24 protein-coding genes and 5 pseudogenes are annotated in these 24,437 nt (G+C 67.1%); 24 read left to right on the forward strand and 5 right to left on the reverse strand.

All coding sequences use genetic code 11. The features are described 5' to 3' along the window. Positions 1-312: 312 nt before the first annotated feature. The 17 genes and pseudogenes from BW737_RS01650 to BW737_RS01720 all read left to right on the forward strand — a co-directional run. Positions 313-1,154, forward strand: a pseudogene (locus tag BW737_RS01650) (PspA/IM30 family protein). 166 nt (positions 1,155-1,320) lie between these two features. Next, positions 1,321-2,144: pseudogene (locus BW737_RS01655) on the forward strand (alpha/beta hydrolase family protein). A gap of 197 nt (positions 2,145-2,341) precedes the next feature. Further along, the gene (locus BW737_RS01660) at positions 2,342-2,797 is read left to right on the forward strand and encodes a PTS sugar transporter subunit IIA (protein WP_086615839.1); all 456 of its coding nucleotides are present in this window, start codon (positions 2,342-2,344) and stop codon (positions 2,795-2,797) included. 60 nt (positions 2,798-2,857) lie between these two features. Beyond that, positions 2,858-3,166, forward strand: coding sequence for a PTS sugar transporter subunit IIB (locus BW737_RS01665; protein WP_086615838.1), 309 nt, complete (start codon positions 2,858-2,860; stop codon positions 3,164-3,166). Beyond that, on the forward strand, positions 3,163-4,443 hold the full coding sequence (locus BW737_RS01670) for a PTS ascorbate transporter subunit IIC (protein WP_257210350.1): 1,281 nt from the start codon (positions 3,163-3,165) through the stop codon (positions 4,441-4,443). Before BW737_RS01665 ends, BW737_RS01670 begins: the two co-directional genes overlap by 4 nt. A gap of 21 nt (positions 4,444-4,464) precedes the next feature. Continuing rightward, complete coding sequence (locus BW737_RS01675) at positions 4,465-4,890, forward strand: hypothetical protein (RefSeq protein ID WP_086615837.1); 426 nt, start codon at positions 4,465-4,467, stop codon at positions 4,888-4,890. A gap of 84 nt (positions 4,891-4,974) precedes the next feature. Further along, on the forward strand, positions 4,975-5,820 hold the full coding sequence (locus BW737_RS01680) for a class II fructose-bisphosphate aldolase (protein WP_086615836.1): 846 nt from the start codon (positions 4,975-4,977) through the stop codon (positions 5,818-5,820). Then, positions 5,817-6,485 (forward strand): P-loop nucleotide/nucleoside kinase family protein, encoded by a 669-nt coding sequence (locus BW737_RS01685; protein ID WP_086615835.1) that lies wholly within the window; start codon positions 5,817-5,819, stop codon positions 6,483-6,485. Before BW737_RS01680 ends, BW737_RS01685 begins: the two co-directional genes overlap by 4 nt. A gap of 6 nt (positions 6,486-6,491) precedes the next feature. Continuing rightward, positions 6,492-6,785 (forward strand): helix-turn-helix domain-containing protein, encoded by a 294-nt coding sequence (locus BW737_RS01690; RefSeq protein ID WP_086615834.1) that lies wholly within the window; start codon positions 6,492-6,494, stop codon positions 6,783-6,785. Beyond that, positions 6,758-7,726, forward strand: a complete 969-nt coding sequence (locus BW737_RS01695) for a PRD domain-containing protein (RefSeq protein ID WP_143233218.1) — start codon at positions 6,758-6,760, stop codon at positions 7,724-7,726. The genes BW737_RS01690 and BW737_RS01695 overlap by 28 nt, the downstream gene beginning before the upstream one ends. A gap of 97 nt (positions 7,727-7,823) precedes the next feature. Then, the gene (locus BW737_RS01700) at positions 7,824-8,399 is read left to right on the forward strand and encodes a PTS sugar transporter subunit IIA (RefSeq protein WP_086615832.1); all 576 of its coding nucleotides are present in this window, start codon (positions 7,824-7,826) and stop codon (positions 8,397-8,399) included. Between the two features lie 392 nt (positions 8,400-8,791). Continuing rightward, on the forward strand, positions 8,792-10,972 hold the full coding sequence (gene hrpA, locus BW737_RS17315; protein WP_257210351.1) for an ATP-dependent RNA helicase HrpA: 2,181 nt from the start codon (positions 8,792-8,794) through the stop codon (positions 10,970-10,972). Next, complete coding sequence (locus tag BW737_RS17320) at positions 10,912-12,279, forward strand: DUF3418 domain-containing protein (protein ID WP_257210354.1); 1,368 nt, start codon at positions 10,912-10,914, stop codon at positions 12,277-12,279. The genes hrpA and BW737_RS17320 overlap by 61 nt, the downstream gene beginning before the upstream one ends. After that, positions 12,272-13,203, forward strand: a pseudogene (locus BW737_RS17325) (DUF3418 domain-containing protein). Before BW737_RS17320 ends, BW737_RS17325 begins: the two are co-directional and overlap by 8 nt. A 394-nt stretch (positions 13,204-13,597) precedes the next feature. Further along, complete coding sequence (locus BW737_RS01710; RefSeq protein ID WP_086615831.1) at positions 13,598-13,867, forward strand: ribbon-helix-helix domain-containing protein; 270 nt, start codon at positions 13,598-13,600, stop codon at positions 13,865-13,867. Continuing rightward, positions 13,860-14,123 carry a toxin gene (locus tag BW737_RS17330; protein ID WP_086615830.1) on the forward strand — a complete coding sequence of 88 codons (264 nt, stop codon included), beginning with the start codon at positions 13,860-13,862 and terminating at the stop codon, positions 14,121-14,123. Before BW737_RS01710 ends, BW737_RS17330 begins: the two co-directional genes overlap by 8 nt. A gap of 70 nt (positions 14,124-14,193) precedes the next feature. After that, positions 14,194-14,382, forward strand: a pseudogene (locus BW737_RS01720) (response regulator transcription factor); the annotation flags it as partial. A gap of 57 nt (positions 14,383-14,439) precedes the next feature. Here the strand turns inward: BW737_RS01720 and BW737_RS01725 are convergent. From BW737_RS01725 to BW737_RS01735, 3 genes are all read right to left on the reverse strand, one after another. Further along, entirely contained in the window at positions 14,440-15,786 is a 1,347-nt protein-coding gene (locus BW737_RS01725; protein WP_086615829.1) for a plasmid pRiA4b ORF-3 family protein, read from the reverse strand. Between the two features lie 249 nt (positions 15,787-16,035). Further along, positions 16,036-17,553 carry a cardiolipin synthase gene (gene cls / locus BW737_RS01730; RefSeq protein ID WP_086615828.1) on the reverse strand — a complete coding sequence of 506 codons (1,518 nt, stop codon included), beginning with the start codon at positions 17,551-17,553 and terminating at the stop codon, positions 16,036-16,038. 68 nt (positions 17,554-17,621) lie between these two features. Further along, positions 17,622-18,674: a hypothetical protein gene (locus tag BW737_RS01735; RefSeq protein ID WP_338063831.1), complete on the reverse strand. Its 1,053-nt coding sequence runs from the start codon at positions 18,672-18,674 to the stop codon at positions 17,622-17,624. Positions 18,675-18,721: 47 nt separating this feature from the next. Between BW737_RS01735 and BW737_RS01740 the strand changes: the two genes are divergently transcribed. Then, a complete protein-coding gene (locus BW737_RS01740; protein ID WP_086615826.1) occupies positions 18,722-19,240 on the forward strand; it encodes a SprT-like domain-containing protein in 519 nt (172 codons plus the stop codon). 129 nt (positions 19,241-19,369) lie between these two features. Continuing rightward, positions 19,370-19,699, forward strand: a complete 330-nt coding sequence (locus tag BW737_RS01745) for a putative heavy metal-binding protein (protein ID WP_086615825.1) — start codon at positions 19,370-19,372, stop codon at positions 19,697-19,699. Between the two features lie 40 nt (positions 19,700-19,739). On the opposite strand, the gene BW737_RS17335 is transcribed toward BW737_RS01745, so the two are convergent. Both BW737_RS17335 and BW737_RS17340 read right to left on the reverse strand, forming a co-directional pair. Next, positions 19,740-20,246 (reverse strand): substrate-binding domain-containing protein, encoded by a 507-nt coding sequence (locus BW737_RS17335; RefSeq protein WP_338063832.1) that lies wholly within the window; start codon positions 20,244-20,246, stop codon positions 19,740-19,742. Then, on the reverse strand, positions 20,243-20,761 hold the full coding sequence (locus tag BW737_RS17340; RefSeq protein ID WP_257210353.1) for a LacI family DNA-binding transcriptional regulator: 519 nt from the start codon (positions 20,759-20,761) through the stop codon (positions 20,243-20,245). Before BW737_RS17340 ends, BW737_RS17335 begins: the two co-directional genes overlap by 4 nt. Before the next feature lie 199 nt (positions 20,762-20,960). Here BW737_RS17340 and BW737_RS01755 point away from each other — a divergent pair, with 199 nt between their 5' ends. The 5 genes and pseudogenes from BW737_RS01755 to BW737_RS15480 all read left to right on the forward strand — a co-directional run bounded on the left by BW737_RS01755 (position 20,961) and on the right by BW737_RS15480 (position 24,255). Further along, positions 20,961-21,473, forward strand: a complete 513-nt coding sequence (locus tag BW737_RS01755) for a flavodoxin (RefSeq protein ID WP_086615824.1) — start codon at positions 20,961-20,963, stop codon at positions 21,471-21,473. A gap of 239 nt (positions 21,474-21,712) precedes the next feature. Continuing rightward, positions 21,713-22,087, forward strand: coding sequence for a hypothetical protein (locus BW737_RS01760; RefSeq protein ID WP_086615823.1), 375 nt, complete (start codon positions 21,713-21,715; stop codon positions 22,085-22,087). A gap of 55 nt (positions 22,088-22,142) precedes the next feature. Then, positions 22,143-22,457: pseudogene (locus BW737_RS19740) on the forward strand (DUF6571 family protein); the annotation flags it as partial. Positions 22,458-22,525: 68 nt separating this feature from the next. Then, positions 22,526-23,038, forward strand: a complete 513-nt coding sequence (locus tag BW737_RS01765) for a DUF6571 family protein (RefSeq protein ID WP_086615822.1) — start codon at positions 22,526-22,528, stop codon at positions 23,036-23,038. Further along, entirely contained in the window at positions 22,966-24,255 is a 1,290-nt protein-coding gene (locus BW737_RS15480) for a DUF6571 family protein (protein WP_143233219.1), read from the forward strand. The genes BW737_RS01765 and BW737_RS15480 overlap by 73 nt, the downstream gene beginning before the upstream one ends. Positions 24,256-24,437: the final 182 nt, after the last annotated feature.

The raw sequence follows: 24,437 nt of genomic DNA on the forward strand, positions 1-24,437 counted from the left end.
CTTCGGCGGGGGCGGGCCGCTTCTAGGCCGACGCACCACTTCGCCCGGGCCACGCCGCCCCGTCGGCCCACCCAACCGTGGGCGCCTTGGAGACGAAGTAAGCAGGGAATCGTCACCGACAGATCCGATCATTTTCCGCAATCGGGCCCGCTTTCCTGGAAGTATGGCCCGGTGACGGCGCCGGCAGGTCCGCTCCAACGGTCGCCGCGCCTATGCGCATAGCCCGCCCACAAGGTGGACGCATACAGTCCACCAGGGCATCCATACCGAACGCTCCCCGGCCGTCGGGCGAGCACGACGAAGGGAAACCACATGGCTGAAAAGCAGTCGATCCTGGGGCGCATCGCCCAGCTCACCCGTGCCAACATCAACGCCCTCATCGACCGCGCCGAGGACCCGGAGAAGATGCTCGACCAGTTGGTGCGCGATTACAAGGCGTCCATCGCCGAGGCGCGCGACGCCGTCGCCCAGACGATCGGCAACCTGCGCCTGGCGGAGAAGGACCACGACGCGAATGTCGCCGAGGCCAAGGACTGGGGCAACAAGGCGCTGGCCGCCTCCCGCAAGGCCGACGAGCTGCGCGCCGGCGGGGATGCCGCCGGGGCCGACAAGTGGGACTCCCTGGCGAAGATCGCGCTGACCAAGCAGATCACCGCCGAGAACGAGGCCAAGCAGGCCGAGCCGATGATCGCCTCCCAGCAGCAGGTCGTCGACCAGCTCAAGACCGGCCTGCAGCAGATGGAGGCCAAGCTGGGTGAGCTGCAGACCAAGCGCGACCAGCTGGTCGCCCGGCAGAAGAACGCCGAGGCCCAGGTCAAGGTGCAGGGCGCCATCCGCTCTATCAACATCATGGACCCCACCAGCGAACTGTCCCGCTACGAGGACCAGGTGCGCCGGGTCGAGGCACAGGCCGCAGGCAGATGGAGATTGCCGGCGCCTCCCTGGAGGCTCAGTTCGCCGAGCTGGAGTCCTCCGACCAGCAGCTGGAGGCCGAGGCGCGCCTGGCGGCCCTCAAGGCCGAAGGCAACACCGCGCTGCCCGGCGCCTCCGCTCCCGCGCAGATCACCGATGGCGACGTCGACGCCGCCTTCGAAGCCCTCAAGGCCGAAGGCGCGCAGGACACCGAAGCCGACGACGAGGGGTCCTCGTACTGAGTCCGGTCCGTGCGGCCGCCTCACCGCTGACGCGTCGGCGCCCGTCCTCAGCAGGGGATGGGCGCCGACGCATGTGGTGCAGACGCCGTCACGCTGGCAGCGCAATCAGCCTGGTCACAGGGCCTGTGATCGTGACTTGCAGCGGGCCTTGACCTACCTTGAAGCCATGGCGAATCTGCGCATCGACACGGCCCGCGGCATCAGCCTTGCGGCGACGATGCACCTGCCCGACGACGCCGCCCCTTTCGATCCCGACGTCTTCGATGAAGAAGCCGTACGCTCCGGTCACGCCGTCCCCCCGCGCGAGGAGGGAATCGTCATCCTCGCCCACGACTTCCTCACCGACCGGCACGGCCTGTCCCACCGCCTGGACAAGCTCGCCGAACACTACCGCCGGGCGGGTCTGGCCACGCTCCAGTTCGACTTCTCCGGCCTGGGCGAGTCCGACGACGACGTGATCACCCTGGCGGGCGAGATCGAGGACCTGCAGGCCGTGTCCGCCTGGCTCGCCAACCGCGGCTACGTCCGCCAGGCAATCCACGCCAACGGCTTCGGTGCCACCGCCGCCCTGTTGGCCCGCCCCCACAGGTACGCACCGCCGTCGTCGCCGGGGCGGTCGTCGGCCCGCAGTCCATCCTGTGGGAGAACGTCTTCTCCCCCGAACAGCTCGACGAACTGGATCGGCACGGTCTGACCCGGCTGCCCGACGACAACCCGAACTCGCGCCAGTGGGACGTGCTGAGCAAGGAGACGCTCGCCGACGTCTCGCTCCAGTCGCCGGAGAAGACCATGGCGGATCTGCCTTGGCCCATTCTCATGCTGCACGGCGGCCTCACCGATGAGCTGCCGGACACGGCAGAGGCGGCCACCGCAGCGTTCCCGCTCCTGCCGGAGGGCAGTCGGCTGTACCAGGTGCAGGCCGACGGCGACGCCGCCACCGAGGAGATCGCCCGGCTGAGCACCGAGTGGGTCACCCGCCGCCTGCGCTGAACACTCACGCGGCACCCCGAGCGCCCTCCCACCGCGTTCGGTAGACGTTACGCGCCGAGATCGGTCGACATGGCGAGGCGTCCAGGCGTCGGTCCCACCCCGAGGACTTTCCGCCAAGGCCCCCCGAGGCGGAAAAACTCCTGTTGGCCACCTCACACCGTCCGCTTCGATACTCATGCGCACGGAGGACCTAACGCATGAGCACAGCACTGACCGACCTGATCACCGATGATCATGTGATCATCCACAAGCACGTGGCAACCTGGCAACAAGCGATTGCCGCCGTCGCCCAACCGCTTCTCGCGGACGGCGCAATCACCACCGCGTACATCGACTCGATGATCGACGCAGTCGACCGGTTCGGCCCGTACATCGTGCTCGCGCCGCACCTGGTCCTCGCCCACGCCCGACCCGAGGCGGGAGTGGTGCGCCAGGGCATGAGCGTCATGACCCTGGCGGACCCCGTCGACTTCAACCACCCGGAAAACGACCCCGTCGACATTGTGTTCTGTCTGGCGGCCGTCGACGACGACTCCCACCTCAAAGCACTCCGGGAGTTCGTCGCCATCGCCGGCGACCGCCCGAAGCAGGAGCGGCTCATCGCGGCGAAAACCGTCGATGAGTTTCAACGAATCCTCCGTCAGGAGAACTGACCCCAACTGGGGCTCCCACCCAATTTCAAGCGGCAAGGTCACGACACGAAGGAGTATCCCATGACCAGACCACTCGATATCTACTTCATCTGCGGAGCCGGACTCGGCAGCAGCCTGGCTTGCCAGATGGAAGCCGAAGAGGTACTCGCCGAAGCTGGTGTTCGAGCCAACCTCGGACATGAGGCCATTTCCGGAATTCCGGGCGTACGCGCGGACATCATCGTCTCCGCGGAGAACTTCAAGCCCACGATCGAGAAATACGAACTCGACCCCGGGATCTCGTTCGTATTCCTCAAGAACATCGTAGACAAGACCGAGATCGCCGCCAAGCTCCTCCCGGTCGTGCAGCACAAGGAGACCCAGGCATGAGCATCATCAACTGGATCATCAACAACGTCCTCACTCAGGCCGGGATCATCATCGGCCTGATCGCCATGCTCGGCCTCATCCTGCAGAAAAAGGGTGTCGGCGCCGTCATCATGGGGACGTTCAAGACCATTCTCGGCTTCTACGTGCTTTCCGCCGGATCGGCCGTGCTGGTCACCACGCTGACCTACTTCGGCGTGATGTTCCAGGCGGCATTCCACACCACCGGAATCGTGCCGAGCATTGAGGCCGTCAACGGCTACGCCACCAACAACATGGGGCTCGGCGGCCAGATCGCCCTCGCGTTCCTGGGCATCTTCATTGTCAACATCCTGCTGGCGCGCTTCACGCCGTGGAAGTACATCTTCCTCACCGGCCAGGCCCTGCTGTGGATGTCCACCATGACCGTCATCTTCGGCTACGCCGCCGGACTGCGCGGCGCCGGTCTCATCCTCGCCGCCAGCGTGGTGGGCGGCTTCTTCTGTGTGGCCATGCCCGCCCTGGCGCAGCCCATCGTGCGCCGCATCACCGGCAACGACGCCATCGCACTGGGGCACTTCTGCACCATTGGTTACCTCGTCGAGGCGGGAGTCGCCTGGCTGGTGCGCAAGCGTAATGTCGAGAAGCAGCCCTCCACCGAGGACATCAAGCTCCCCCGGTCACTGGAGTTCCTGCAGGACACCTATATGTCCCTCGCCGTGGTCATGACTCCGTTGTTCCTCATCGTCGCGGCGGTCGCCGGACCCGAACCGGTCGCGGAGGAAGTCGGATCCATGAACTACATGATGTACGCCTTCCTGCAGTCCATCCAGTTCGTCGTCGGCGTCTACGTGCTGATGGCCGGTGTGCGGCTGCTGCTGGGCGAGATCGTCCCCGCCTTCCGCGGCATTTCCATGAAACTGGTGCCCGATTCCAAGCCGGCGCTGGACTGCCCGGTGCTATTCCCGTATGCGCCCAATGCGGTGGTCATCGGCTTCATCACCACGACGATCGGCACCCTGATCGCCATGGTGGCCCTGCCGGCCGTCGGTTTCGCCGTGATCGTGCCCGGCATGCTCACGAACTTCTTCGCGGGCGGCACCGCGGGCATCTTCGGCAACACCGTGGGCGGACGCCGCGGCGCCATTATCGGCGGCGTGGTGCACGGCCTGTTCATCACGCTGCTGCCGGCGCTGCTGGTAACCACCTTCATGAACCTGGCTTCCCCAATCTGTCCGCGACCGACGTCGACACCATCACCGCCGGCCTGCTGTTCGCCTACATCGTCCGTCCCATCATGAACGCGTTCTGAGGCCGGCGCGATGAGACTATTCCGCAGAACTCGCAACCAGGACGAGCGCCGGTCCGCCGAGGCCGTCGAGCGAGACGACGCCGTCGGCACCGAGGTGCAGGCTCCGCCCGCTCAGGAGTCACTGCGTGAGCGCGCCGCCGCACTGACCGCACGGCTGGAGGAACCGGCCGATCCCGAAGCACGGATCAAGCTCCTCAACGAGCTCGGCGGCGTCCAGCAGGAGCTAGGTGATAACGCCGCCGCGATCGACAGCTACGAGGCATCCATGGCGCTTCGCGAGCAGTTCGGCCCTGCATACAACGGCCTGCTCACGCTTTACAACGAGCAGCTGAAGCAGGCCGCCAAGTCCCGTGACGACGCCGCCATCCAGCAGTGGACCGTCAAGCTCGACGAGCTGACCGCCCTGTCGAAGCGCGTCATGCGCTCGCAGTACTAGACGGGCACCGCACGCGCCACGCCCACCAGGCGCGCTGCCCGCGGTAATCGCTCAGACACTCAACTCCGTGAGGAAACCACCAACATGTATATCCCCATCACCCCGATGCTCGCCGAGGCCCAGCGCGTGGGTTACACCATCGGCGCCTTCAACGCCCACAACCTAGAAATGGTCCCGGCGATGATCCGCGCCGCCCGTGACCTCGGCTCCCCGATCATCATCCAGACCTCGCCCGGCACCGCCCGCTACGTGGGCATGAGGAACCTGGTGGCGGTGTGCCGGGCAATGGCGGAGGACGAGATCGTCGACGTCGCCCTGCACCTGGACCACGCCACCGACCTGACCGACATCCGCGACGCCATCACGGCCGGGTACTCCTCGGTCATGTTCGACGGCTCTCAACTGCCCTTCACCGAGAACGTGGCCAAGTCGCGCCGCGTGGTCGCCTTCGCCCACGAGCACGGCGTCTCCGTGGAGGCGGAGATCGGCACGATCGGAGGCACCGAGGAGGGCATCCGCAACCGGGAGGGCAAGTACACCCAGCCGGAGGAGGCCCAGCAGTTCCTTGCCGAAGTCGACTGCGACGCGCTCGCCGTCAGCATCGGCACCAACCACGGCCAGTTCAAGTCGAAGACCAAGATCGACCTGGATCTGCTCGGCCGCATCAACGACGCCGTCGACGTGCCCCTAGTCGTACACGGCGGCACCGGCGTGGATGAGGCCGACTATCCCGCGCTCACCGCCCGGGGCATCCGCAAGTTCAACGTCGGCACCGAGCTGCTGGTCGGCTGGACCCGCAAGGCGCAGGAGACCTTCGGGGCCACCAAGGTCAACAGCTCGTTGCGCAACAACATTGTCCCCTGCAACGACGTCGTCGGCGAGATTGTCGCCCACAAGATCGCGCGGTTCATGGGACGCCGTCCCGAATGAAGCGAACGAGCTGCGAGGCTACGGTGAGTGGCGCAATCCTCGTCCTGGTCGCGGGCCTGCCCGGCACCGGCAAGAGCTACTTGTGCACCCGCATAAGGGAACGCTTCCCGGGCTGCACGCAGGTGTCCATCGACGACATCAAGGAGAGGCTGTGGGAGGAGCACGGGTTCGACAACGCCGAGCAGAAGCAATCCCTGGACCGCATGGCACTCGGGATCTTCTTCCAAGAGCTTGAAACCGCGTTGAGCCGCCGCGCCCACAGTGGAGTCATGCACGACGACGCGGACGGTCCGATGGTGCTGTCGGATTACCCGTTCAGTGTGAAGCAGCTGCCGACGCTGCGGATGCTGTGCGAACGTCATGGCGCCACCGCGTTGACAATCCGTCTGACCGCCGACCTGGAGGTGCTGTTTGCACGGCAGCAGCGGCGGGACTTGGATCCCTCGCGGCATTTGGGCCACATCGTCGACCGGTATCACCGCGGCGACTCGCTCCCGGATCGCAGCCAGGCCAGCGGCCTGTTGAGCCGCGAGGAGTTCTACCGGCGCTGTACCACGCGCGGGTATGACACCTTCCGGCTCGGCGATCTGTTGGAGGTGGATGCCACGGACCTTGAGGCCGTTGATCACGAGGCGATCCTCGACTGGATCGCCAGGCGGAGCTGAACCGTCATGAAGAGTTTCGAGGATCTGCTGCAGATCCTCTCCGAGGAGCCCCGGCCGTTCTCCTCCGCCGAGCTGGCGGCGCGGCTGGCGGTGTCTACCCGTACCATCCGCAACTACGTGACCGCCGCCAATGAGCACTTCGGGCGGGTGATCACCTCATCGCACTCCGGCTACTGCTGGATGCAAGTGCCTTGGAGCGGGCGCGGCTGCGGGCGGCGCCGGCTGGGTCTCGGGACGATGGTCCCGAGGCCCGGCTGGCGCACATCCTGCGCGTGCTGGTCGCCGCCCAGCGGCCGGTGAGCGTATTCGACCTGGCGGAGCAGCTGCACGTCTCCGACTCCACGATCGAGGCCGACCTGGGCAAGGCCCGCCCGCTGGCGGCCCAGTTCGGTCTGCGTCTGGTCCGCGACCACGAGCGGCTCTCGCTTCAAGGCGAAGAGACGGCACAACGCCGTCTCATGCGGCGCATCCTCACCGGGGCCGCGGTGCGCCGGCGCCAGTTCATCGACGTCGAAGAAGTCGCCCACCGCCTTCACGAGCCGGAACTGTTGGGCTTCAAGAAGCAACTACGCAAGGTACTGGATGGTTTTCAGCTGTCCGTCAACGAGTGGACGGCCGATGAGTTAGTCGCCCACATCGCCATCATGGTCGACCGGGTACGACACGGACGCTCCGTTCACGACTCGCAGCCGGCCACGAATGACGCACTCGCCTCGGTGTCTCGCGCGGTAGGCGAACTCGTGGAGAGAGTCTTCGGGGTGCGGGTACCGGAGCATGAGGTCGCCTACCTGGCGCTCCTGCTCCTTACCAAGGCCGCCCCCGCCTATCCGGAGGAGACCTCCAGCCCGGAGGTCAAAGCCTTCCTCGACGAGCACTACCTGGCCATGGTCACCCGGATCGTGGCGAAGCTGAACGCGAACTACCTGGTGGACCTCGCGGACGACAGGTTCATCGCCTTCCTCGCCATGCATGTGCGCAGCCTGGTGCAGCGGGCCGCGCACCACGACTCTGCCCGCATCCCGGTGGGACAGTCCGTGAAGAACACCCACCGCTGGTGCATGAGCTGGCGGTGTTCATCGCCCGACAGATTCAGTTGGAGACCGGCATCGAAGTCAGTGAGGACGAGATCGGCTTCATCGCCTTCCATGTGGGCGGCCGTCTGCTGTCCATGCATGCGCAGGATGATGAGGTCAGCGTCGCCATCGTGGTCCCCCGTTACTACGACGTCCACCTCTCCCTGATGCACGCCGTGGAAATCGCGGTGGCCGGAACCGGGAGAGTGGACCGGGTGATCACGGAGCCAACGACGTAGGGCCCGATCTGGCCGCCGACCTGATTGTGACCACGGTGCCGCTGCCCCGGGCTCCCGACGTACCGGTGATCCGTACCGGGCTGCTGCTGACGGACGCCGACCTGGAGCGAATTCGGGAGATGACGGCCAATATCGCCGCCGGCCACAAGCGCTTCAAGGCAGCCGCCTGGCTGACTACGTTGATGGACCCGGAGTTGTTCACCCGGATCCCGGGCGGGCAGGATCGCGATGCCGCCTTGGAAACCGCAGTGAGCCTGCTCGCACGCGCCGGTGCCGTCGGCCCGGAGTTCCTGGATCAGGTCAAGGAGCGCGAGCAGTTGTCCACCACGGCCTTCGCCTCCGGGGCCGCGATCCCCCACACGATCGAGATGACCGCCGCCCGCACCGCGATTGCCGTATGCCTGGCTGATCGTTCCGTCGATTGGGACGGCACACCGGTCAGGCTCGTCGCCATGCTGTGCCTGTCCGCGGACAGCCGCGACGCCTTCGGGGATGTGTTCGACGCCGTGATCAAGGCGCTGGTGGATCCCGCCAAGGTCGCCCGCCTGGCCGTGGCCGACTCCTACGACGCCTTCGTCGCCACCATGCTGGACGTGCTCTGAGCCCGGCGGAGTGTATGCGGTGGTCTCGGGACAACCAGCACATCTTTGTCACTAGATGCACCACGTTAATATGCCCAGACGCTCATCCTCCCTACCGAAACCGCGGAATCATGCAGTTATGCTGTCGCGTCCCAAACCTGCCCGAGTGGAAAGTGGTGCACTACGTGACAGCTCTGAGCGTCCTCGGGCATCCGTGCGCGTCCGACCCGAGGCTGTTTACAAGACAGCTGTTCTAGTTACCACTACGGGCATCCGTGCGCGTTCGGCTCGAGGACATCACGCGCAACGAGGACGATGCCGGCTCCTCCACGCCATATCGACCGACCTCAGCACGTAAGATCAACCGACCTCGGTGAGGGGAGGGGTGGGGATGGGCCACAATAGGCCCCCTAATGAGTGACAACGAGCGACCGACCCGGCGTGCGGGCCGCCCCGAAGCCAGCAACAACAACGGCCATGGCGGGCGCGGTCGGCGTCCCCGCGGATCCCGTCCCCGGCGCGGCCAGCGCAGCAAGTGGCGCGGCTTCACCCCCGAGCAGATTGAATCCCGCCGCGCCGCCGTCCCGTTGATCACCTACCCGGAGGAGCTGCCCGTCAGCGCCAGGCGGGAGGAGATCGCCAACGCCATCCGTGACAACCAGGTGGTGATTGTGGCCGGGGAGACCGGCTCCGGCAAGACCACCCAGCTGCCGAAGATTTGCCTGGAGCTGGGCCGCGGCATCACCGGCATGATCGGTCACACCCAGCCGCGCCGCATCGCCGCCCGCTCCGTGGCCGAGCGCATCGCCTACGAACTGTCCACTCCCATCGGCCCGGACGGCGTGGTCGGTTACCAGGTGCGCTTCACCGAGGAAACCGGCCCGGGCACGCTGGTCAAGCTCATGACCGACGGCATCCTGCTGGCGGAGATCCAGTCCGACCCGCTGCTGCGCCGCTACGACACGATCATCGTGGATGAGGCGCACGAGCGCAGCCTCAACATCGACTTCATCCTCGGCTACCTGGCCCGGCTCCTCCCCCAGCGCCCGGACCTGAAGGTCATCATCACCTCCGCCACCATCGACTCCGAGCGCTTCGCCGCCCACTTTGGTCACCAGGCCCCGGCACCCGTGATCGAGGTGTCCGGGCGCACCTACCCGGTGGAGATCCGCTACCGACCGCTCACGCTCGACCCCGACGACCCCGACACCGCCTCCCCCGCAGCCGCCGACACTCCCCCCGAGACCGAGCGCGACCAGGTCACCGGCATCCTCGACGCCGTAGATGAGCTCATGGCCGCGGGCAGCGGCGACATCCTGGTGTTCCTCGCCGGCGAGCGGGACATCCGCGACACCGAGTCGGCCCTCATCGACCACCTGGGACCGCGCTACACCCCGCACGGGCGCACCGCGACGCCCGGTGCCGTCGAAGTGGTGCCGCTGTTCTCACGCCTATCCGCCGCCGAGCAGCACCGCGTCTTCGAGGCCCACTCCTGCCGCCGCATTGTGCTGGCCACCAACGTGGCCGAGACCTCCCTGACGGTGCCCGGCATCCGCTACGTCATCGATCCGGGCCTGGCGCGCATCTCCCGCTACTCAAACCGCACCAAGGTGCAGCGCCTGCCGATCGAGCCGATCAGCCAGGCCAGCGCCAACCAGCGCTCGGGCCGCTGCGGGCGCGTTGCCGATGGCATCGCCATCCGCCTGTACTCCCAGTCCGATTTCGACTCCCGCCCGGAGTACACCGAGCCGGAGATCCTGCGCACCTCGCTGGCCTCGGTGATCCTGCAGATGGCCGCACTCGGGCTGGGTGATGTGCAGGACTTCCCCTTCCTGGACGCCCCCGACGCCCGCGCCGTGCGCGACGGCATCCAGTTGCTGGGCGAGATCGGCGCCATCGAGACCTCCGGCCGTGATGGCTCGGGGCGGCGTCGGGGTGGCCGGGGTGACGGCGTCGGCGGGCCGCGCCTGACCGAGGTGGGCAGGCGCCTGGCCCGCCTGCCCATCGACCCGCGTCTGGGGCGCATGCTGCTGCAGGCGGGCGAGCTCGGCTGCGTCAGCGAGGTCATGGTGATCGTGGCAGCGCTGTCCATGCAGGACGTGCGCGAGCGCCCGGCCGACCACCAGGAGGCCGCCGATGCCCTGCACCGGCGCTTCGCCGAGCCGACCAGCGACTTCCTGACCTACCTGAACCTGTGGCGCTACCTGCGCACCCAGCAGCGCGACCTGTCCGGTTCCGCCTTCCGGCGCATGTGTCGGGCCGAGTTCCTGCACTACCTGCGGGTGCGCGAGTGGCAGGACGTGTACAACCAGCTGCGCCAGCTGGCCCGCCCGCTGGGGCTCGCCGCCGCCCCCGTGGACCTGCCCACCGCGAGCGCCGTGCGCGCGGCCGCAGCCGACCTGGAGCCGGGCACCCAGCGGCCACGATCGCCCATGGGGACGTGGCGGCCGCCGTCGTCGCCCTGGGCCGCAGCGCGGACACGCCCAGCGCCGACGCCATCCACCGCTCCCTGCTGGTGGGGTTGCTGTCCAATGTGGGTACCTGGGACGAGCGGCGCCGCGAGTACGCGGGCGCCCGCGGCAGCCACTTCGTGATCTGGCCGGGCTCGGGACTGCGGCGCAAGAGCTACGACTGGGTAATGACGGCGGAGCTGGTGGAGACCTCCCGCCTGTTCGCCCGCACCGTCGCCAAGGTGGACGCCCGCTGGATCGAGGAGGCGGCCGGGGCGGCAGGGCTGCTGCACCGCGTCTACGGGGAGCCCTACTGGTCCACGCGCCGCGGCGCCGCCATGGTGCACGAGAAGCTGCTGCTGTATGGGATGACGCTGGTGGCCGACCGCCCGGCCACGCTCGCCTCGGTCGGCACCGCCGACGCCCGCGAGCTGGCCCGGGAGATGTTCATCCGCTCCGGGCTGGTGGAGGGCGGCTGGCACGCCCGCCACCGCTTCGTCGAGCGCAACCGGGAACTGCTGGAGGAGCTGGCCGACGTCGAGCAGCGGCGCCGCGAGCACGGGCTGCTAGCCAGCGACGAGGCCCTATTCGACTTCTACGACGATCGCCTGCCCGACGACGTCTACGGGGCGAACGACTTTGACGCCTGGTGGAAGCGGGAGCGCCGCAACCATCCCGACCTACTCGACTTCACCCGTGAGCTGCTGCTGCCCGGCGGGGACGACACCACCGGTTACCCGGACGCCTGGGTACAGGGCGACCTCACGCTCGGCCTGGACTACGTCTTCGAGCCGGGCGCCCCGAACGACGGGGTGAGCGTGCTGGTTCCGGTGGAGGTGCTGGGGCGTCTGGAGCCGGCGGGTTTCGACTGGCTGGTGCCCGGGTTGCGTCCCGAACTGGTGGTGGCGACGATCCGCGCCCTGCCCAAGCGGGTACGGCGGGCGCTGGTGCCCGCTCCCGACGTCGGGGCACGGGTGTGGGAGGAGATCCGCCGGAAGGTCCCCGAAGCGGTCGGAGGCGAGGGGGCATCGTCGGCGCCGGGCGTCCCCTTCCGGGAGGCCTTCGCGGATGCGGTGGGGCGTCTGCGGCAGGTGGAGATCACCGAGGCCGACTGGGAGGAGGCCGCCGCGCGGCTGCCCGAGCACCTGCGCATGGCCTTCGTGGCCGTGGACGGGGCCGGCCGGGAGCTGGACCGGGATACGGACCTGGTGGTGTTGCAGCGTCGCCAGGCCGGACGCACCGAGGCGGCCGTGCGCGACGCGGTCCACGGCGCGATCGCGCTGGCCATGGCCGACGCGCAGCGGGCGCAGGAACGACGTCGTCGTGGACGCGGCAAGCGGCGGGGACGGGGCGCGGATGGAGGCGCAGTCGGGCCACGGGCGGTGCGCCGAGTGGTGCAGCGTCCGGTCAGGCCGCGGGGCGCGCGGCGCCGTCGGCGCTGGAATGGCTGAACGCGCGGGTCTGACGGACTGGCCCGCGGGCGTCACTGGTCTGGAAGGCCCGGAGCGCTCCACCATTCCGGCCACCATCGAGACCCCGGGCACGGCGGGCCTGGTGGTGCGCGGCTACCCGGCGCTGGTGGCGACCGGGGCTCGACGGGCGGATCTGCGGATCCTGCCCGACGCCGTCGCCCAGGAGCGCGCGCACGGCGCCGGGGTGACGGCGCTGGCGCTGGCGCGCACCGTCCTGCCCGCGGCCCGCATCACCTCCCGGTGGAACCCCACCGAGACGTTGACGCTGGCGGCCAGCCCCTACCAAAGCACCGAGCGCTGGTGGAGGACATGCAGGCCGCGGCCGCCCGGGTGGTCGCCGATCGGTGGGCGGCGGCGCGGCGCAGGCCCCTGGCCGAAGTGCGGAAGCAGGCCGCGTTCGCGGACCTGGTGGCCGTCATGCGGCAGGAGCTGGAGGACGAGGTCTACCGGATCGCACAGATTGCCGCCAAGACACTGGCTGCACAGCGCGAGGTGGAGCGGGAGGTGTCGGCACACACCTCGCTGGCGCTGCTCGGCACGCTGCAGCAGGTGCGCGAGCACGCAGCGCTGCTGGTGGCGGACGGCTTTATCGCCGCTACTCCGCCGGAGCAGCTACCGCACCTGCCGCGGTATCTGCGGGCACTGGCCATGCGGGTGACCAAGGCCGAGTCCTCCCCCAGCCAGGATGCGGCGCTGGCCTACCAGGTGGAGCAGGCGGAGCGGATGCTGGCCGAGGCGCACGCCCGGGCGGCGGGAGGATCGCCAGACCCCGAGCGGGAGGCGGTGCTTTCCGAGGCGCACTGGCTGATCGAGGAGCTGCGGGTGAGCCTGTTCGCGCAGACGCTCGGTACGGCCCGCAAGGTCAGCGTGCAGCGCATCAGCAAGCTGCTGGGCAAGGTGTGAGCGGCGTCGGCTGAAACGAGCCCCGACGCGTCGATCGCCCCCGACTATGACGGTTCGTGCGTTCCGCCAGACGATTCGCCACTTCTTGCGACGATTCGTGCGGCTACCCCACATACCGTCGCAGTTCCTAGCGAATCATTGGTGCCACCTGACGAACCGTCATCGGCGCCCACGGACCATCGTCGCGGCACCGGTTCCCGAGGGGGACAACGTAGGTTCAGTTGGCGCCGATGGTGTCCATGACGGCCTTTCCCCGGGCGCCGAAGTACACAGGCGGCGTTGGAAGCACCACGCGCACGGAGGCCATCCGTGCCGCTGTGCACAGTGGACAGACGCATCATCCATCTGATCCCAAGCTCACACAAGTCCACATAATTTCGTATACAATAAACGTATGGGTGACCACCTGCTGCATGGCAGAGTTGTAAGTGATGAGCAGATCCAGGCCTGGGCCGACGAGGCCGAGGCAGGCTACGATCTGCCCAAGCTTCCAGCGCCGCGACGAGGACGCCCACCCGTGGGCAATGGCCCAACCTCAGTTCTGACGGTGCGCCTCGACGCCGAGACGATCGCGGCCCTGACCGCACGCGCCAAGGCCGAAGGAATCACCACGCGTTCGGAGGCCATCCGTGCCGCTGTGCGCGAGTGGGCCCACGTTGCCTGACATACACCGTTCCGCACGCAAGCACTACCGACGAGATCGTCTCGACGACGACGCCGTCCAGTACGCCGCGGTCCATGTCCCGAATTCTCGCCCCCTCGATGATGAGGACGACCCGCGCCGCTGGCTGATGATTGGCGCCGACCGCTCTGGGCGCCTGTTGGAACTCGTGGTACTCATCTTTGACGACGGTTACGAGCTTCTGATCCATGCTATGAAGGCGCGCGCCCAGTATCTGGACGAGGTCGGTGGCTCCTGAGCTTATCCTCCCGCCCAGGAGTTCGTCCGGCCATGCTGGCGACTCCGGAGACCGCTCCGGCTCACTCCCGCGTGAGCAGGAGGTGCTCGCCCTCATGGCGGAGGGGCTGACCAACTCGCAGGTGGCCGAGCGGCTCGTCGTCTCCGATGGTGCCGTCGCCAAGCACGTCGCGAACATCTTCGCCAAGCTGGATCTGCCGCCCGAGGAGGGCAACCGGCGCGTGCGCGCCGTGCTGACCTGGCTACGCGCCCGGGCCTGAGCCGCCCGCGCCGTCTCGCTGAGACCGGCACCAGTGACGCACCGAGACCGGTCACGGTCACGACCGCTGCGAGCGCACTGCCCGCATGCCCTGGGAGGCCAACAGTGCGCGGGCCCGCCCCCAGCGGCGGTCATCACGGAATGCCAGCCACTGGTCAACCAGGCTGAGCTCCCCCAGCGCGTCATGGAATCGCCTGTCGCCGCCACGCTGTTCAAGGGCCTGGCGCAGTGCACCGGCGGCCTCCGCCTTCGCAGCGCGCCCGATGCTCGGCGATTCGAGGTAGTCGATGAATGCACGCCGCTGCGCGCCGTGCTCCTTCCGGCCGCCACCGTCGATCCGCACCCAGCGGTGCCCGGGCTCAATGCCGAGTTCCTCGAAGCCCTCCTCCAGGCTCGACGCGCCCACGCCATACTGGTCAACGAGGTCAGTGGGCAGAACCTGGCCGGTGTCGAGGTCGAGGTAACCACCGTCCATCTCGCCGTAGGAGGCCATGACCTCGCTGACTACTTCCAGGTCCACGGGCAGCGGGTCTCCCTCTGGCATCTCGCCACGGGCGCGGGCAAGCAACTCCTTACTCAGGGACTCGTCTCCGAGGTTACCGCGGACGTTCAACCTCCCGACCAACGCCAGGGTAAGCGCCATCAGATCCATGCGGATCCGGCGACGCTCCCGGCTGGTTCCTGAGCCGGTTCCCGTACCGGCATCCCAGACATGCACCAGTGCCTGCCCCACCTGCTGCAGTGCCGGCTCAACGTCGACTGCGATTAGCTCGTCCAGCACGGCGCGCGGGTCGCCGGCCGCATCCGCCGCGCGCAGCTTGCCCAGGTCGACAAAGGCGGGTTTGCCACGCCCGGCCTCGGTAACGAAGCGGTGCACCTCCTGCTCCTCCAGCGCCTGTTGAGCGGCGTCGGGCTGCTCGTCATCGGCGGCACCCTCGTCCGGGCAGCTGCGTCCGTACTGGTCCGGCAGGCTACCCCAGCCCCAGATGACGGCGGGTGTATCGGGGACAATGCCGTACAGCTGCTCAGGATCTCCTAGGCCCACCATCGTGCAACGGCAGGTCCAATCTTCACCGAAGTCGAATACGTAGCGGAACACGTCACCGACGCCCGCATGCGCCTTAACCTTCTCGGTCTGCTCCAGGAGTTTGTCCAGCAGCGGACCCACGAATCCGCTGAAGTCGGCAGCCTGCTCCAGGTCATCGACCACTCGGGTACCGTCAGCCAGTTCGAACTCGCGCAGGTGTCCCAGATCCCAGCGGGCCAGCGCCTGGTCGATTGCAAGCCCAAGCTGCGCGAAGGTGGTCGACGGAGGCAGCACCAGTTCCCGGCCCGGTGGCGGCACGAACACCTGCCCCCGTCCGGAGACCAGTTCCGCCCTGATGATTTGCCAGCGCCTTGCCATACTCCCATGGTCCCAAGACTCCCATGGTCCCAAGCCGGAAGGATGTGGGCAATGGTCAACCTGCCGGGGCCCTGACGGGCTGGCATTGTCGCAAATGGTCACAAACGGCGAATCCGGCGGCTCATCCAGAATCTGCATCCGCAAGATTCCAACGATTCACGGAAGGCATTTCAGCATCGTAGGTGCGTTTGTGACCGACTCGGACAATGCCGCCCCGATATGCTCCGGCGACATGCGCCGACCAGGGCTTCACAGCACCGCGGAGACCAACCGGCACACGTTGTCGACATAGCGCCGCCACCAAGGTTCTTTGGCCCACTCCTCGGCCGTCAGCTCGGTGGATACCTGCCGGTAGTAGGCGTCGTTGTCCCTCAGCAGCGCATCCAGGTCACCGCCGAAGGAAAGCAGCATCATCTCGTAGTTCAGGGCGAAGGAGCGGAAATCCATGTTGGCGCTGCCGATGACGCCAACCGCCCCGTCAACCGTCAGATACTTGGCGTGCAGGACCGTCGGCGCGGGATACCGGTAGATGCGGACACCGGCGGCGAGCAGGGCCCCGTAGTAGGAGCGCTGCGCGTGGTTGACGATTAGGTGGTCGGATTCCTTACCGACGAACAGCTCAACATCGACCCCCCGGTAGGCGGCCGTGGTCATGGCCGCCAGCAGCGCCTCGTCGGGGATGAAGTAGGGACTGGTGATCGACACGCGCCGAGTGGCGTTTTCGATCAGGGACACGAACATCCGCCGATTCGGTTCGGTGGGGTAACCGGGCCCGGAGGGCACCAGCTGCATGGCGTTGACGACGGCGTCGGGCCGCCCCGGCTGCGGTGCGGGCGTGCCAACCGACGGCCGGCGGGACAGCAGTTCGTTCACGTCGGGTGTGCCCGGAAGCGCGTCCTGTACCTGAAGCACCTCCCCGGATTCGAAGAACCAGTCCATGGCGAAGACCGTCTCGGCCTCCACCACGATGTCCCCGGTGACCTCCACCGACAGGTCGGCCCAGGTGCGTCCGGCCCGGAGGTTGGACCGCAGCCGATAGGTGGGGTCGATGATGTTGTGCGAGCCGATGAAGGCGCGCTCGCCGTCGACGGCGAGGACCTTGCGGTGGTTGCGCAGGTCGGGCCGGCGGAAGCGGCGTTTGTGCGGCAGCAACGGCATCATGAGCCGCCATTGGATGCCCGCCTCGGAAAGGCGCCGGCCGAAGTCCTTCCAGCCGGGGTACTTGCGCGAGCCGAGGTGGTCCACCAGCAGGCGCACGGTCACGCCGCGGGCGGCGGCGCGGGCGAGCGCGGCGTAGAAGACGTCGGTGACCTCGTCCCAGCTCTGGATGTAGAACTCGACATGCACGTGATGGCGGGCCGTGTCGATCACGCGGGCCATGGCGGCGTAGGTCTGGGCGGAGTCCGTGTGCAGGGCGATGACCTCCCCGGTGACGCAGGGCAGGCCGGTGAGCTTCCGGTTCATCCGCAGCACCGAGCTGAGCTGTGGTGAGGGCCGCGCCCCGGCGGGCACATCGGGCATACCCGAGGCGAACTCGTTGACGGCCGCATTGGCCTCGAGCTGCTGCTGATAGCGCTTGCCGTGCACCCAGGGGCTGCCCAGGAATACATACAGAGGCAGCCCGACCACGGGCAGCAGGAAGATCAGCAGCAGCCAGGCGGTCGACGACGACGGGCGGCGATTCTCCGGGACGGTTCCGAGCGCCACGAACTTGATCACGTATTCCAGGACGACCCACACAGTCGTCAGCACCGGGTGCCACTCCATGCAGGCAATCCTCACACGCTTACAGCCAGCGCTGCACCAGCACCGCGCCGGCTCGGCGGTGCGCCGTATCAGTCGGCGGTCGACGGCGTGGGATCGCCGAACAGTGTGCGGTAGTAGCCGTAGAAGTTCCAGTTGCCCCAGCTGGTGCAGTCGTCGCCGCCATCGGCGGCCGCCGCGTTGGCCAGGTAGGGCGTGTAGTTGTACAGACCGGCGGTCGCCTGATTGGCGACCGTCAACTCGCCGGTGCCGCACAGCGAGTTCGGCGAGTAGGACAACTGGGTGGCGGTGCCGGCTACCACCTGGAAACCGTACGGATCGAGCCGATAGGTCTGGAACTGGGAGGCGGCGCCGTACACCTGGCGGAAGAAGCCGGCGTATTCGGAGTCGCATTCCTGCCCGTCCGGGCAGGCGTAGCCGGTGGCCGCCTGGTAGCGGCTCTCGTTCAGGGCGAGACCGGACGCGGTGAGCAGTCCCTGCTCCTTCTGCAGCAGGACCAGCAGCACGCGCGGGTTGATGTCGCAGGAGGCGGCCACCTGGGAGATGATCTCGGCGGCCGTCTCCCCGGTGGCGGCGGTGTAGCCGCCGGGGCAGGCGGTGCTGGCCTCGCGGTCCTCGGTGTCGAAGGTGGCGTCCGCCAGGCAGGGGGTGCCGTCGATGCCGCTCTGACAGCCCGCGTTAACCGTGTCGATGAAGGCGGCGACCTCGGCGGCGGTCATGGTGGTGGAGTCGTAGAAGACGTCGTCGTCGATGATGTGCTCGGCGTCGAAGCCGGTCATGTCGCGAGCGATGGCGGCGGGCTTCGTAGCCGCCGTGGGGGCGGGTGAGGCCGGCGCGGTGCCGATGGCGTTCATCGCCAGCAATCCAACCAACAGCGTGGTTAAGAAGGCGACCAGGAAGATGCCGACCGGGCCGAGTCGGCGGGAGCGCCGTCGTCCACCGCGGCGCCGACGGGAGCCGTATCCGCGCGCCCCGGCCCTTGCCGCCCTAGCCAAACGGGTACCGCGCGGCGCCGTTGCGCGGCTGCGGGCAGATGCTCCTCGTGCCGCCCGGTAGTCGGTGGCGGTATGGCGCGTGCGGCTTTGCGGGGAGCGGCGCGTCGGCCGGTCGGCGGGACGTGACATCGCAGCAATGTTGCCACAGGCCGACGCGGAACAAGTACGCTCGCGACGTGAACCTGCCCGACGTGCTACCGCTGGCCCGGCGCCTGATGGAGGAACACGGCGTCGCCGACTGGTCGGTGTCATTCGATCGGGCGCGGCGGCGAGCCGGGCAGACCAACCACTCCCATCGGCGAATCACCCTGTCGCGCCAGCTCATGGCGCTGTATGACGAGGCGGAGGTGCGCGAGACCGTGCTGCACGAGATCGCCCACGCCCGGGTGGGCGCCGCTCACGGACACGATGACGTCTGGCGCGCCGAGGCCCGCCGGCTCGGCGCCAGCGGCCGACGCCTGGTCAGCGGTGAGGCGCCGCGCGTGCCGGGGCGCTGGGTGGGGACCTGCCCCGCCGGGCACACCGTGGACCGGATGCGCCGCCCGACACTGCCATGCTCCTGCTCACGTTGCGCGCGGGGCTTCAGCGCCGAACACCTGCTGAGCTGGTCCTACGACGGCGTGCCGATCAGCCCGCAGGAGATCGGTTTCGGGTACGCCAGAGCCCTGGCGCGTCTGGAAGGTCAGCGGGGTTGAGCCGTTCCTCCCGGCCGAAAACGGCGGATCGTCCATGGGAATGAGTCGGCAGAAGCATCGATGCGGCACAATCTAGCGGGGATGGCCCGTCCGGTCTGTTCCCTCACCCACGAGTATCAGGAGAAGCCGATGATTGTGACTACCACTCCCACCGTTGAGGGCTACCCCGTCACGCAGTACCTACGTGTGGTGTGCGGTGAGACGATAGCCGGAGTCAACATGTTCAAAGACATCGCCGCCGGCATTCGCAACATGGTGGGCGGCCGTTCCCAGGCCTATGAGAATGAGCTCATCCAGGCGCGGGAGACGGCGCTGGCCGAGATGGTCCAGCGCGCGCAGGAGCTCGGCGCGGAGGGCGTGGTGGGAGTAGACATCGACTACGAGACCCTCGGCAGTGATAACGGCATGCTCATGGTGACCGCCTCCGGCACCGCGGTGCGCTTCTCCCGTCCTCAGTAAGCGACTGTCCCCGGCAAGCGAGCGCCGCCGTGGGTGGCGGTCATTGACGTGGCTGCTTGCCCACGGTGGACTCCCGGACCACGAGCTCGGGCGGGAAGACGATGTGGCGCACCGCGCCGTCGCCGGACAGCAGCAGGTCAGCGGCCGCGGCGCCCATCTCCCGCATGGGCTGACGCACACTGGTAAGCGGGGTGATGAGCTCGGAGGCGACGGAGACGTCGTCATAGCCGACGATGGCGACGTCGTCGGGAATGCTCAGGCCGCGACGGCGAATCTCCCGCATGGCGCCAATGGCGAGCTGGTCGTTGGCACAAAACAGCGCGGTCGGCGGCGAGTCGTTCCCCAGGAGCGCGGCGGCCCCGACGGCGCCCGCGTCGGCGGTATAACCCTGCCCGCCACTGACGGCCTCGATCTCCACCAATGCCTGCGCAGGATCCAGGCCGGCCGCATCCAGAGCGGCAATGACGCCGTCGCGCCGGTCCACAGACTGGCGCACCGTGAGCGGGCCGTTGACGAATCCGATGCGGCGGTGGCCGAGTTCGATCAGATGGGCGACGGCGGCGCGGGCGCGGCGACGTCGTCGCCGGACACGGTGGACAGCTCCGCGGAGATCGGCGGATGGTCCATCAGCACCACCCGAATGCCCCGGCCGGCGAGGACGGCCAGGTTGTCCAGTGTGGAGGCGGATGGAGTGACGATGACACCGTGTACGTCCATGCCGGCGAGCAGCGTCATCAGCTCCCGCTCGCGCTCCGGATCGGAGTCGGTTGAGCCGAGCATGGGCACGCGGCCGTCCTCGCGCAGGCGGTCCTCAATGCCGCGCGCCGCCTCGGTGAAGAAGGGGTTGGAGATGTCGTGGACCAGCACGCCCACCAGGGAGGAGCCACCGTGGCGCAGACGGCGGGCCGCCTCGGAGCGGACGAAGCCGAGTTCGTCGATGGCGGCGTGCACGCGGTCGCGGGTGGGCTGGGCAACGCGTTCCGGATGGTTGAGTACGTGCGAGACCGTGCCGACCGAGACTCCCGCCCGTTCGGCCACATCACGCACCGACGGCCGTGGCATGTTCGCTCCTTCCCATCGCTACCAGGTAGCACCCTGCCGGTGACAGGGGCAGTGGTGCAACGCTCATCGTGCACATCATTCCAGGTCCACGCTCGAGGTACCGCCAACCGCGAACGTGCGGCCGGAAAACCATGCTGATCCGCACAGAAATCGGTAACGTCTAGGAAAAAGCTCCGGATCACTAGAGAGGATCCGCCCGATGACCCTGCAGAATACCGCCGACTCTAAGACGCTCGTGGTCCACTACTCCGCCCACGGGCACACCCGCCGGGTGGCCGAGACCATCACCCGGGCGCTCGGAGCAGAGGCCTTCGTGCTCACGCCCGCCGACCCCTACTCCGAGCCCGACCTGGACTACAACGATCCGCGCAGCCGGGTCTCGCGCGAGCACGTCGATCACAGCCTGCGGCATGTGGCGCTCGTGCACGACGCCCCGGAGGGCTTCGCCGACTACGACGTCGTACTGGTCGGCTACCCCATCTGGTGGGGCGAGGCCTCCTGGGTGCTGGGCGACTTCGTGCGCAACAACGACTTCACCGGTAAGACGGTGATCCCGTTCTGCACCTCCTTCTCCTCACCGGTGGGCGCCAGCGCGCGCGACCTCGCCGCCCTGAGTAGCACCGGCGACTGGAAGCCCGGCACCCGCCTGGAGGCAAACATTGATGCCGCCGGCGTGTGCCGCTGGCTGGAGCGGCTCGGGGTCGAAGCGTAGGGGCAATGGACCCCGACGGCATGTGCCGAAGCCGACTAAGCCCGAGCCACAAGGCCGACGTCCCGCCTATCGGCGTCATCGGGCAGTCATCGGTCTGTGCCGGCGTACGGCTGGTGACCGCTCTTGTCGTATCGTGACGGGGGCGTGATGTGTGGGGTAGGTTGAGGCCGTTGCCGCGAGGGCGGCCCGCTACCCGCGCACCTGCCCCTGCCCGATACGATCTGAGAGCTGAGACCCCGATGCCGTCCTCACCCACCTACGACGCTGACGATGATGACGTCCGCATGGTGCCCAACCGCAAGCTGGAGGCAATCCAGGCGGTCAAGGAGCACGCGCAGGGCTCGCGGCTCCGCCTGGACAGCTGGGAGCCCGCCTCTACCACGGACTCCACCAGCCAGCACAGCGGCACCTTCGACGCCGGCCTGAACGATGAGGTGTGGACCTCGCCGGTCGCCGATGACTACCGCACCAAGATCGACGCAGCCGACTCCGGCACCTACGAGGCGATCGGCGACATCGTCTCCGGCCTGACCGACGCGGCAAACGCCTTCTACGACGCCGGGCTGGACATGGTTCCCGAGGACTCCGCCCTGGCCAGATGGCCCCTCACCTAAACACCCCCGCCCCGCATCCCTCTGAACCGTTATCGAAGCAAGGAAGCGCAGTCGCATGGCCTTCATCAAGATCGACACCGACAAGATGCAGACGGTCGTCAGCAACCTCGAAGAACGCGCCGAAGCGATCGATTACGAGCGCAGCGGCATCAGCCGGACCAGCAACTACTACCATGACCCGGTGCAGTCCGTGGTCGACGCAACCCAGGTACTGCCCGGCTTCCTGATCCCGGGGCCCGGATCGGGAACCATGGCGGCCTATGCGTCCACCATGCGCGATCTCGCCGAGGAACTGCGCTCACGCCGCCAGGAAGCCATCGACATCAACGAGTCGGGCATCACCATGACCAACCCCGACGGCACCCTGTCCTATTATCTGCCTATTATCTGCCCGACCCACCCCCAGGCACCACCGACGAAGCCGCCTATTGGCGCAGCATGGACACGGCCGCCAATGTTCACGCCTACAACACCGGATCAGTTGAGACTGCGAAGGCTGAGGCTGCAGAGCTCCAAGAAGCACTCGCCAACGGCGCCTCCTCCCAAGGACGCACCCCCGAGGAAATCCTCGACCAGATCGACAAGCACCGCGACATCCCCACCTATGCCTTGGCGTTCTGTCAGACCATGGGCGTGGACAACATGCTGGATGCCCCACTGGAGGCACAGAAGGACACGAACTACGCCCTCCAATCACAGCCGGCGATCATCGACCGTATGGTGGACACGTTCGGGCATGTCATGTGTGCCGCCTCCACTCTTTACGATGAGACCTCCTACCAGCCTCCTTCTCGTCTCCATCTTCTCCACACCAGTACTCCCTCGCGTCCGCCATCTACAACGCCGTTACGGAGAAGGGTCACGAGGGCCGCGCCACCGTGCTGGATGCCTACCTCACCGCTGACGGCACCGTCTACGACACCGATTTCCTGGTCGGCCTGGCCGAGCTGATGGAGACCATTGAGGACTGGCCCGCCGAACCCAAGGGCGTCACCTGGGGTAGCGCGAACTACGGGACCGATGACTACGCGGATAAGTATCTACCCGGACACACCACTGACCCTCTTGCAGCCGTCCTCAACGGCATGGCCCGCAACACCGAGGCATCACTTGCCTACCTTGCCCCGGAGGACTACAACAGCGAAGACGGCGTCTGGATACCCTCAGCACAAGCCAAGAAACGTATGGAGATGCTGACCAACCGGGAATGGACAGACCTGAGTATGGAGGGCCTATCAGCAGTCTTCGCCGCCGCTTCCGCCTCACGAAGCCCTTCAGCGGAAAACACCGGAACCCCATCCGGCACCGAAAACAGCCAACGCGCCACCTGGGCCACAGCGAACGGCATCACCATCCTTGAAGCACAAGACATCCCCGCACACGGGCAAACCAAACACAACATCGGCATTATGCTCGGTAACTGCGGCCGCGAACTAATAGGAATCGCAACTAACGGCCCTATTTCCCCGGGAGTTAGTTCAGCATTTCCGGGCACACAAATCACCTTTGCGGGCGGCAATGAAGAGTCTCTCAAAAAAGCCATTGCACATTTACTTTACGAAATCTCCGACTCGCCCGAGGCCAACTATGAGATCGCTCGCGGAACCACCGCTTACACAGCAACACGCACCTCGACGTACATGACAGAGAGCAACTCATCTATAACCACAATCCAAGCCCTCTATAAGCAGCAAGCAGATGTCATGAACCTCCTTTCTCTTCTGGGTCAAGAAAAAGCAGACGACGCATACAACGGGGCGATGGCGGCTTCGACTTTATTGTCCTTGGTTCCCGGACTTGGGGCACCTGCAACATTAGCAAACGCCGGGCTCACAGTAAGCGGAGCGCCGCAAGTAGATGTGACAAGACACGCGGGCGATACAGGCCTTCTGGGCGCCGCCTACACCAATGCGTTTAACGCAGGCCTCATCAATAACCCACCCGATCCAGACGCGACCTCCTGGTACTCAGTGGACACCAACGGCGGCCATCACATCACACTAGAAACCGATGAGCAAGTAACTGATTTCAATGGCTGGCTTTCAGCAGGCGCCGGAGACACTCCAGATGCGATGAATAACCTGACGAACGCAAGCATCGCAATGGGTACTCAGAATTGGACGGATCCCGACGCATTTAAGGATGCTTATGGCGGTGATGACTGGTGACTCATCCGGATACCGTTCCGGTCTCTGTGTCGGATACGTCTTTTTCGGCATCCAGCCGTGCGCCTCGGCGCAGCCTGCGGCGTCGTGCCGTTGTGGTTGTGGTGGTCTTGGTGCTCGTGGTGGTGGGGGTTGCTGGTGGTGTGTGGTGGCGGGTGTGGGTGGAGGACCCGCTGGAGACTCAA

This window comes from Actinomyces ruminis (assembly GCF_002154335.2).
Lineage (GTDB): Bacteria > Actinomycetota > Actinomycetes > Actinomycetales > Actinomycetaceae > Actinomyces > Actinomyces ruminis.

Excerpts from the sequence above, each read along its gene's own strand:
- BW737_RS01660 (WP_086615839.1), top strand. The coding sequence starts at position 2,342 with ATGAGCACAGCACTGACCGACCTGATCACCGATGATCATGTGATCATC.
- BW737_RS01665 (WP_086615838.1), top strand. The coding sequence starts at position 2,858 with ATGACCAGACCACTCGATATCTACTTCATCTGCGGAGCCGGACTCGGC.
- BW737_RS01670 (WP_257210350.1), top strand. The coding sequence starts at position 3,163 with ATGAGCATCATCAACTGGATCATCAACAACGTCCTCACTCAGGCCGGG.
- BW737_RS01675 (WP_086615837.1), top strand. The coding sequence starts at position 4,465 with ATGAGACTATTCCGCAGAACTCGCAACCAGGACGAGCGCCGGTCCGCC.
- BW737_RS01680 (WP_086615836.1), top strand. The coding sequence starts at position 4,975 with ATGTATATCCCCATCACCCCGATGCTCGCCGAGGCCCAGCGCGTGGGT.
- BW737_RS01685 (WP_086615835.1), top strand. The coding sequence starts at position 5,817 with ATGAAGCGAACGAGCTGCGAGGCTACGGTGAGTGGCGCAATCCTCGTC.
- BW737_RS01690 (WP_086615834.1), top strand. The coding sequence starts at position 6,492 with ATGAAGAGTTTCGAGGATCTGCTGCAGATCCTCTCCGAGGAGCCCCGG.
- hrpA (WP_257210351.1), top strand. The coding sequence starts at position 8,792 with ATGAGTGACAACGAGCGACCGACCCGGCGTGCGGGCCGCCCCGAAGCC.
- BW737_RS01710 (WP_086615831.1), top strand. The coding sequence starts at position 13,598 with ATGGGTGACCACCTGCTGCATGGCAGAGTTGTAAGTGATGAGCAGATC.
- BW737_RS01725 (WP_086615829.1), bottom strand. The coding sequence starts at position 15,786 with ATGGCAAGGCGCTGGCAAATCATCAGGGCGGAACTGGTCTCCGGACGG.
- cls (WP_086615828.1), bottom strand. The coding sequence starts at position 17,553 with ATGGAGTGGCACCCGGTGCTGACGACTGTGTGGGTCGTCCTGGAATAC.
- BW737_RS01735 (WP_338063831.1), bottom strand. The coding sequence starts at position 18,674 with ATGTCACGTCCCGCCGACCGGCCGACGCGCCGCTCCCCGCAAAGCCGC.
- BW737_RS01745 (WP_086615825.1), top strand. The coding sequence starts at position 19,370 with ATGATTGTGACTACCACTCCCACCGTTGAGGGCTACCCCGTCACGCAG.
- BW737_RS17340 (WP_257210353.1), bottom strand. The coding sequence starts at position 20,761 with ATGCCACGGCCGTCGGTGCGTGATGTGGCCGAACGGGCGGGAGTCTCG.
- BW737_RS01755 (WP_086615824.1), top strand. The coding sequence starts at position 20,961 with ATGACCCTGCAGAATACCGCCGACTCTAAGACGCTCGTGGTCCACTAC.
- BW737_RS01760 (WP_086615823.1), top strand. The coding sequence starts at position 21,713 with ATGCCGTCCTCACCCACCTACGACGCTGACGATGATGACGTCCGCATG.
- BW737_RS01765 (WP_086615822.1), top strand. The coding sequence starts at position 22,526 with ATGGACACGGCCGCCAATGTTCACGCCTACAACACCGGATCAGTTGAG.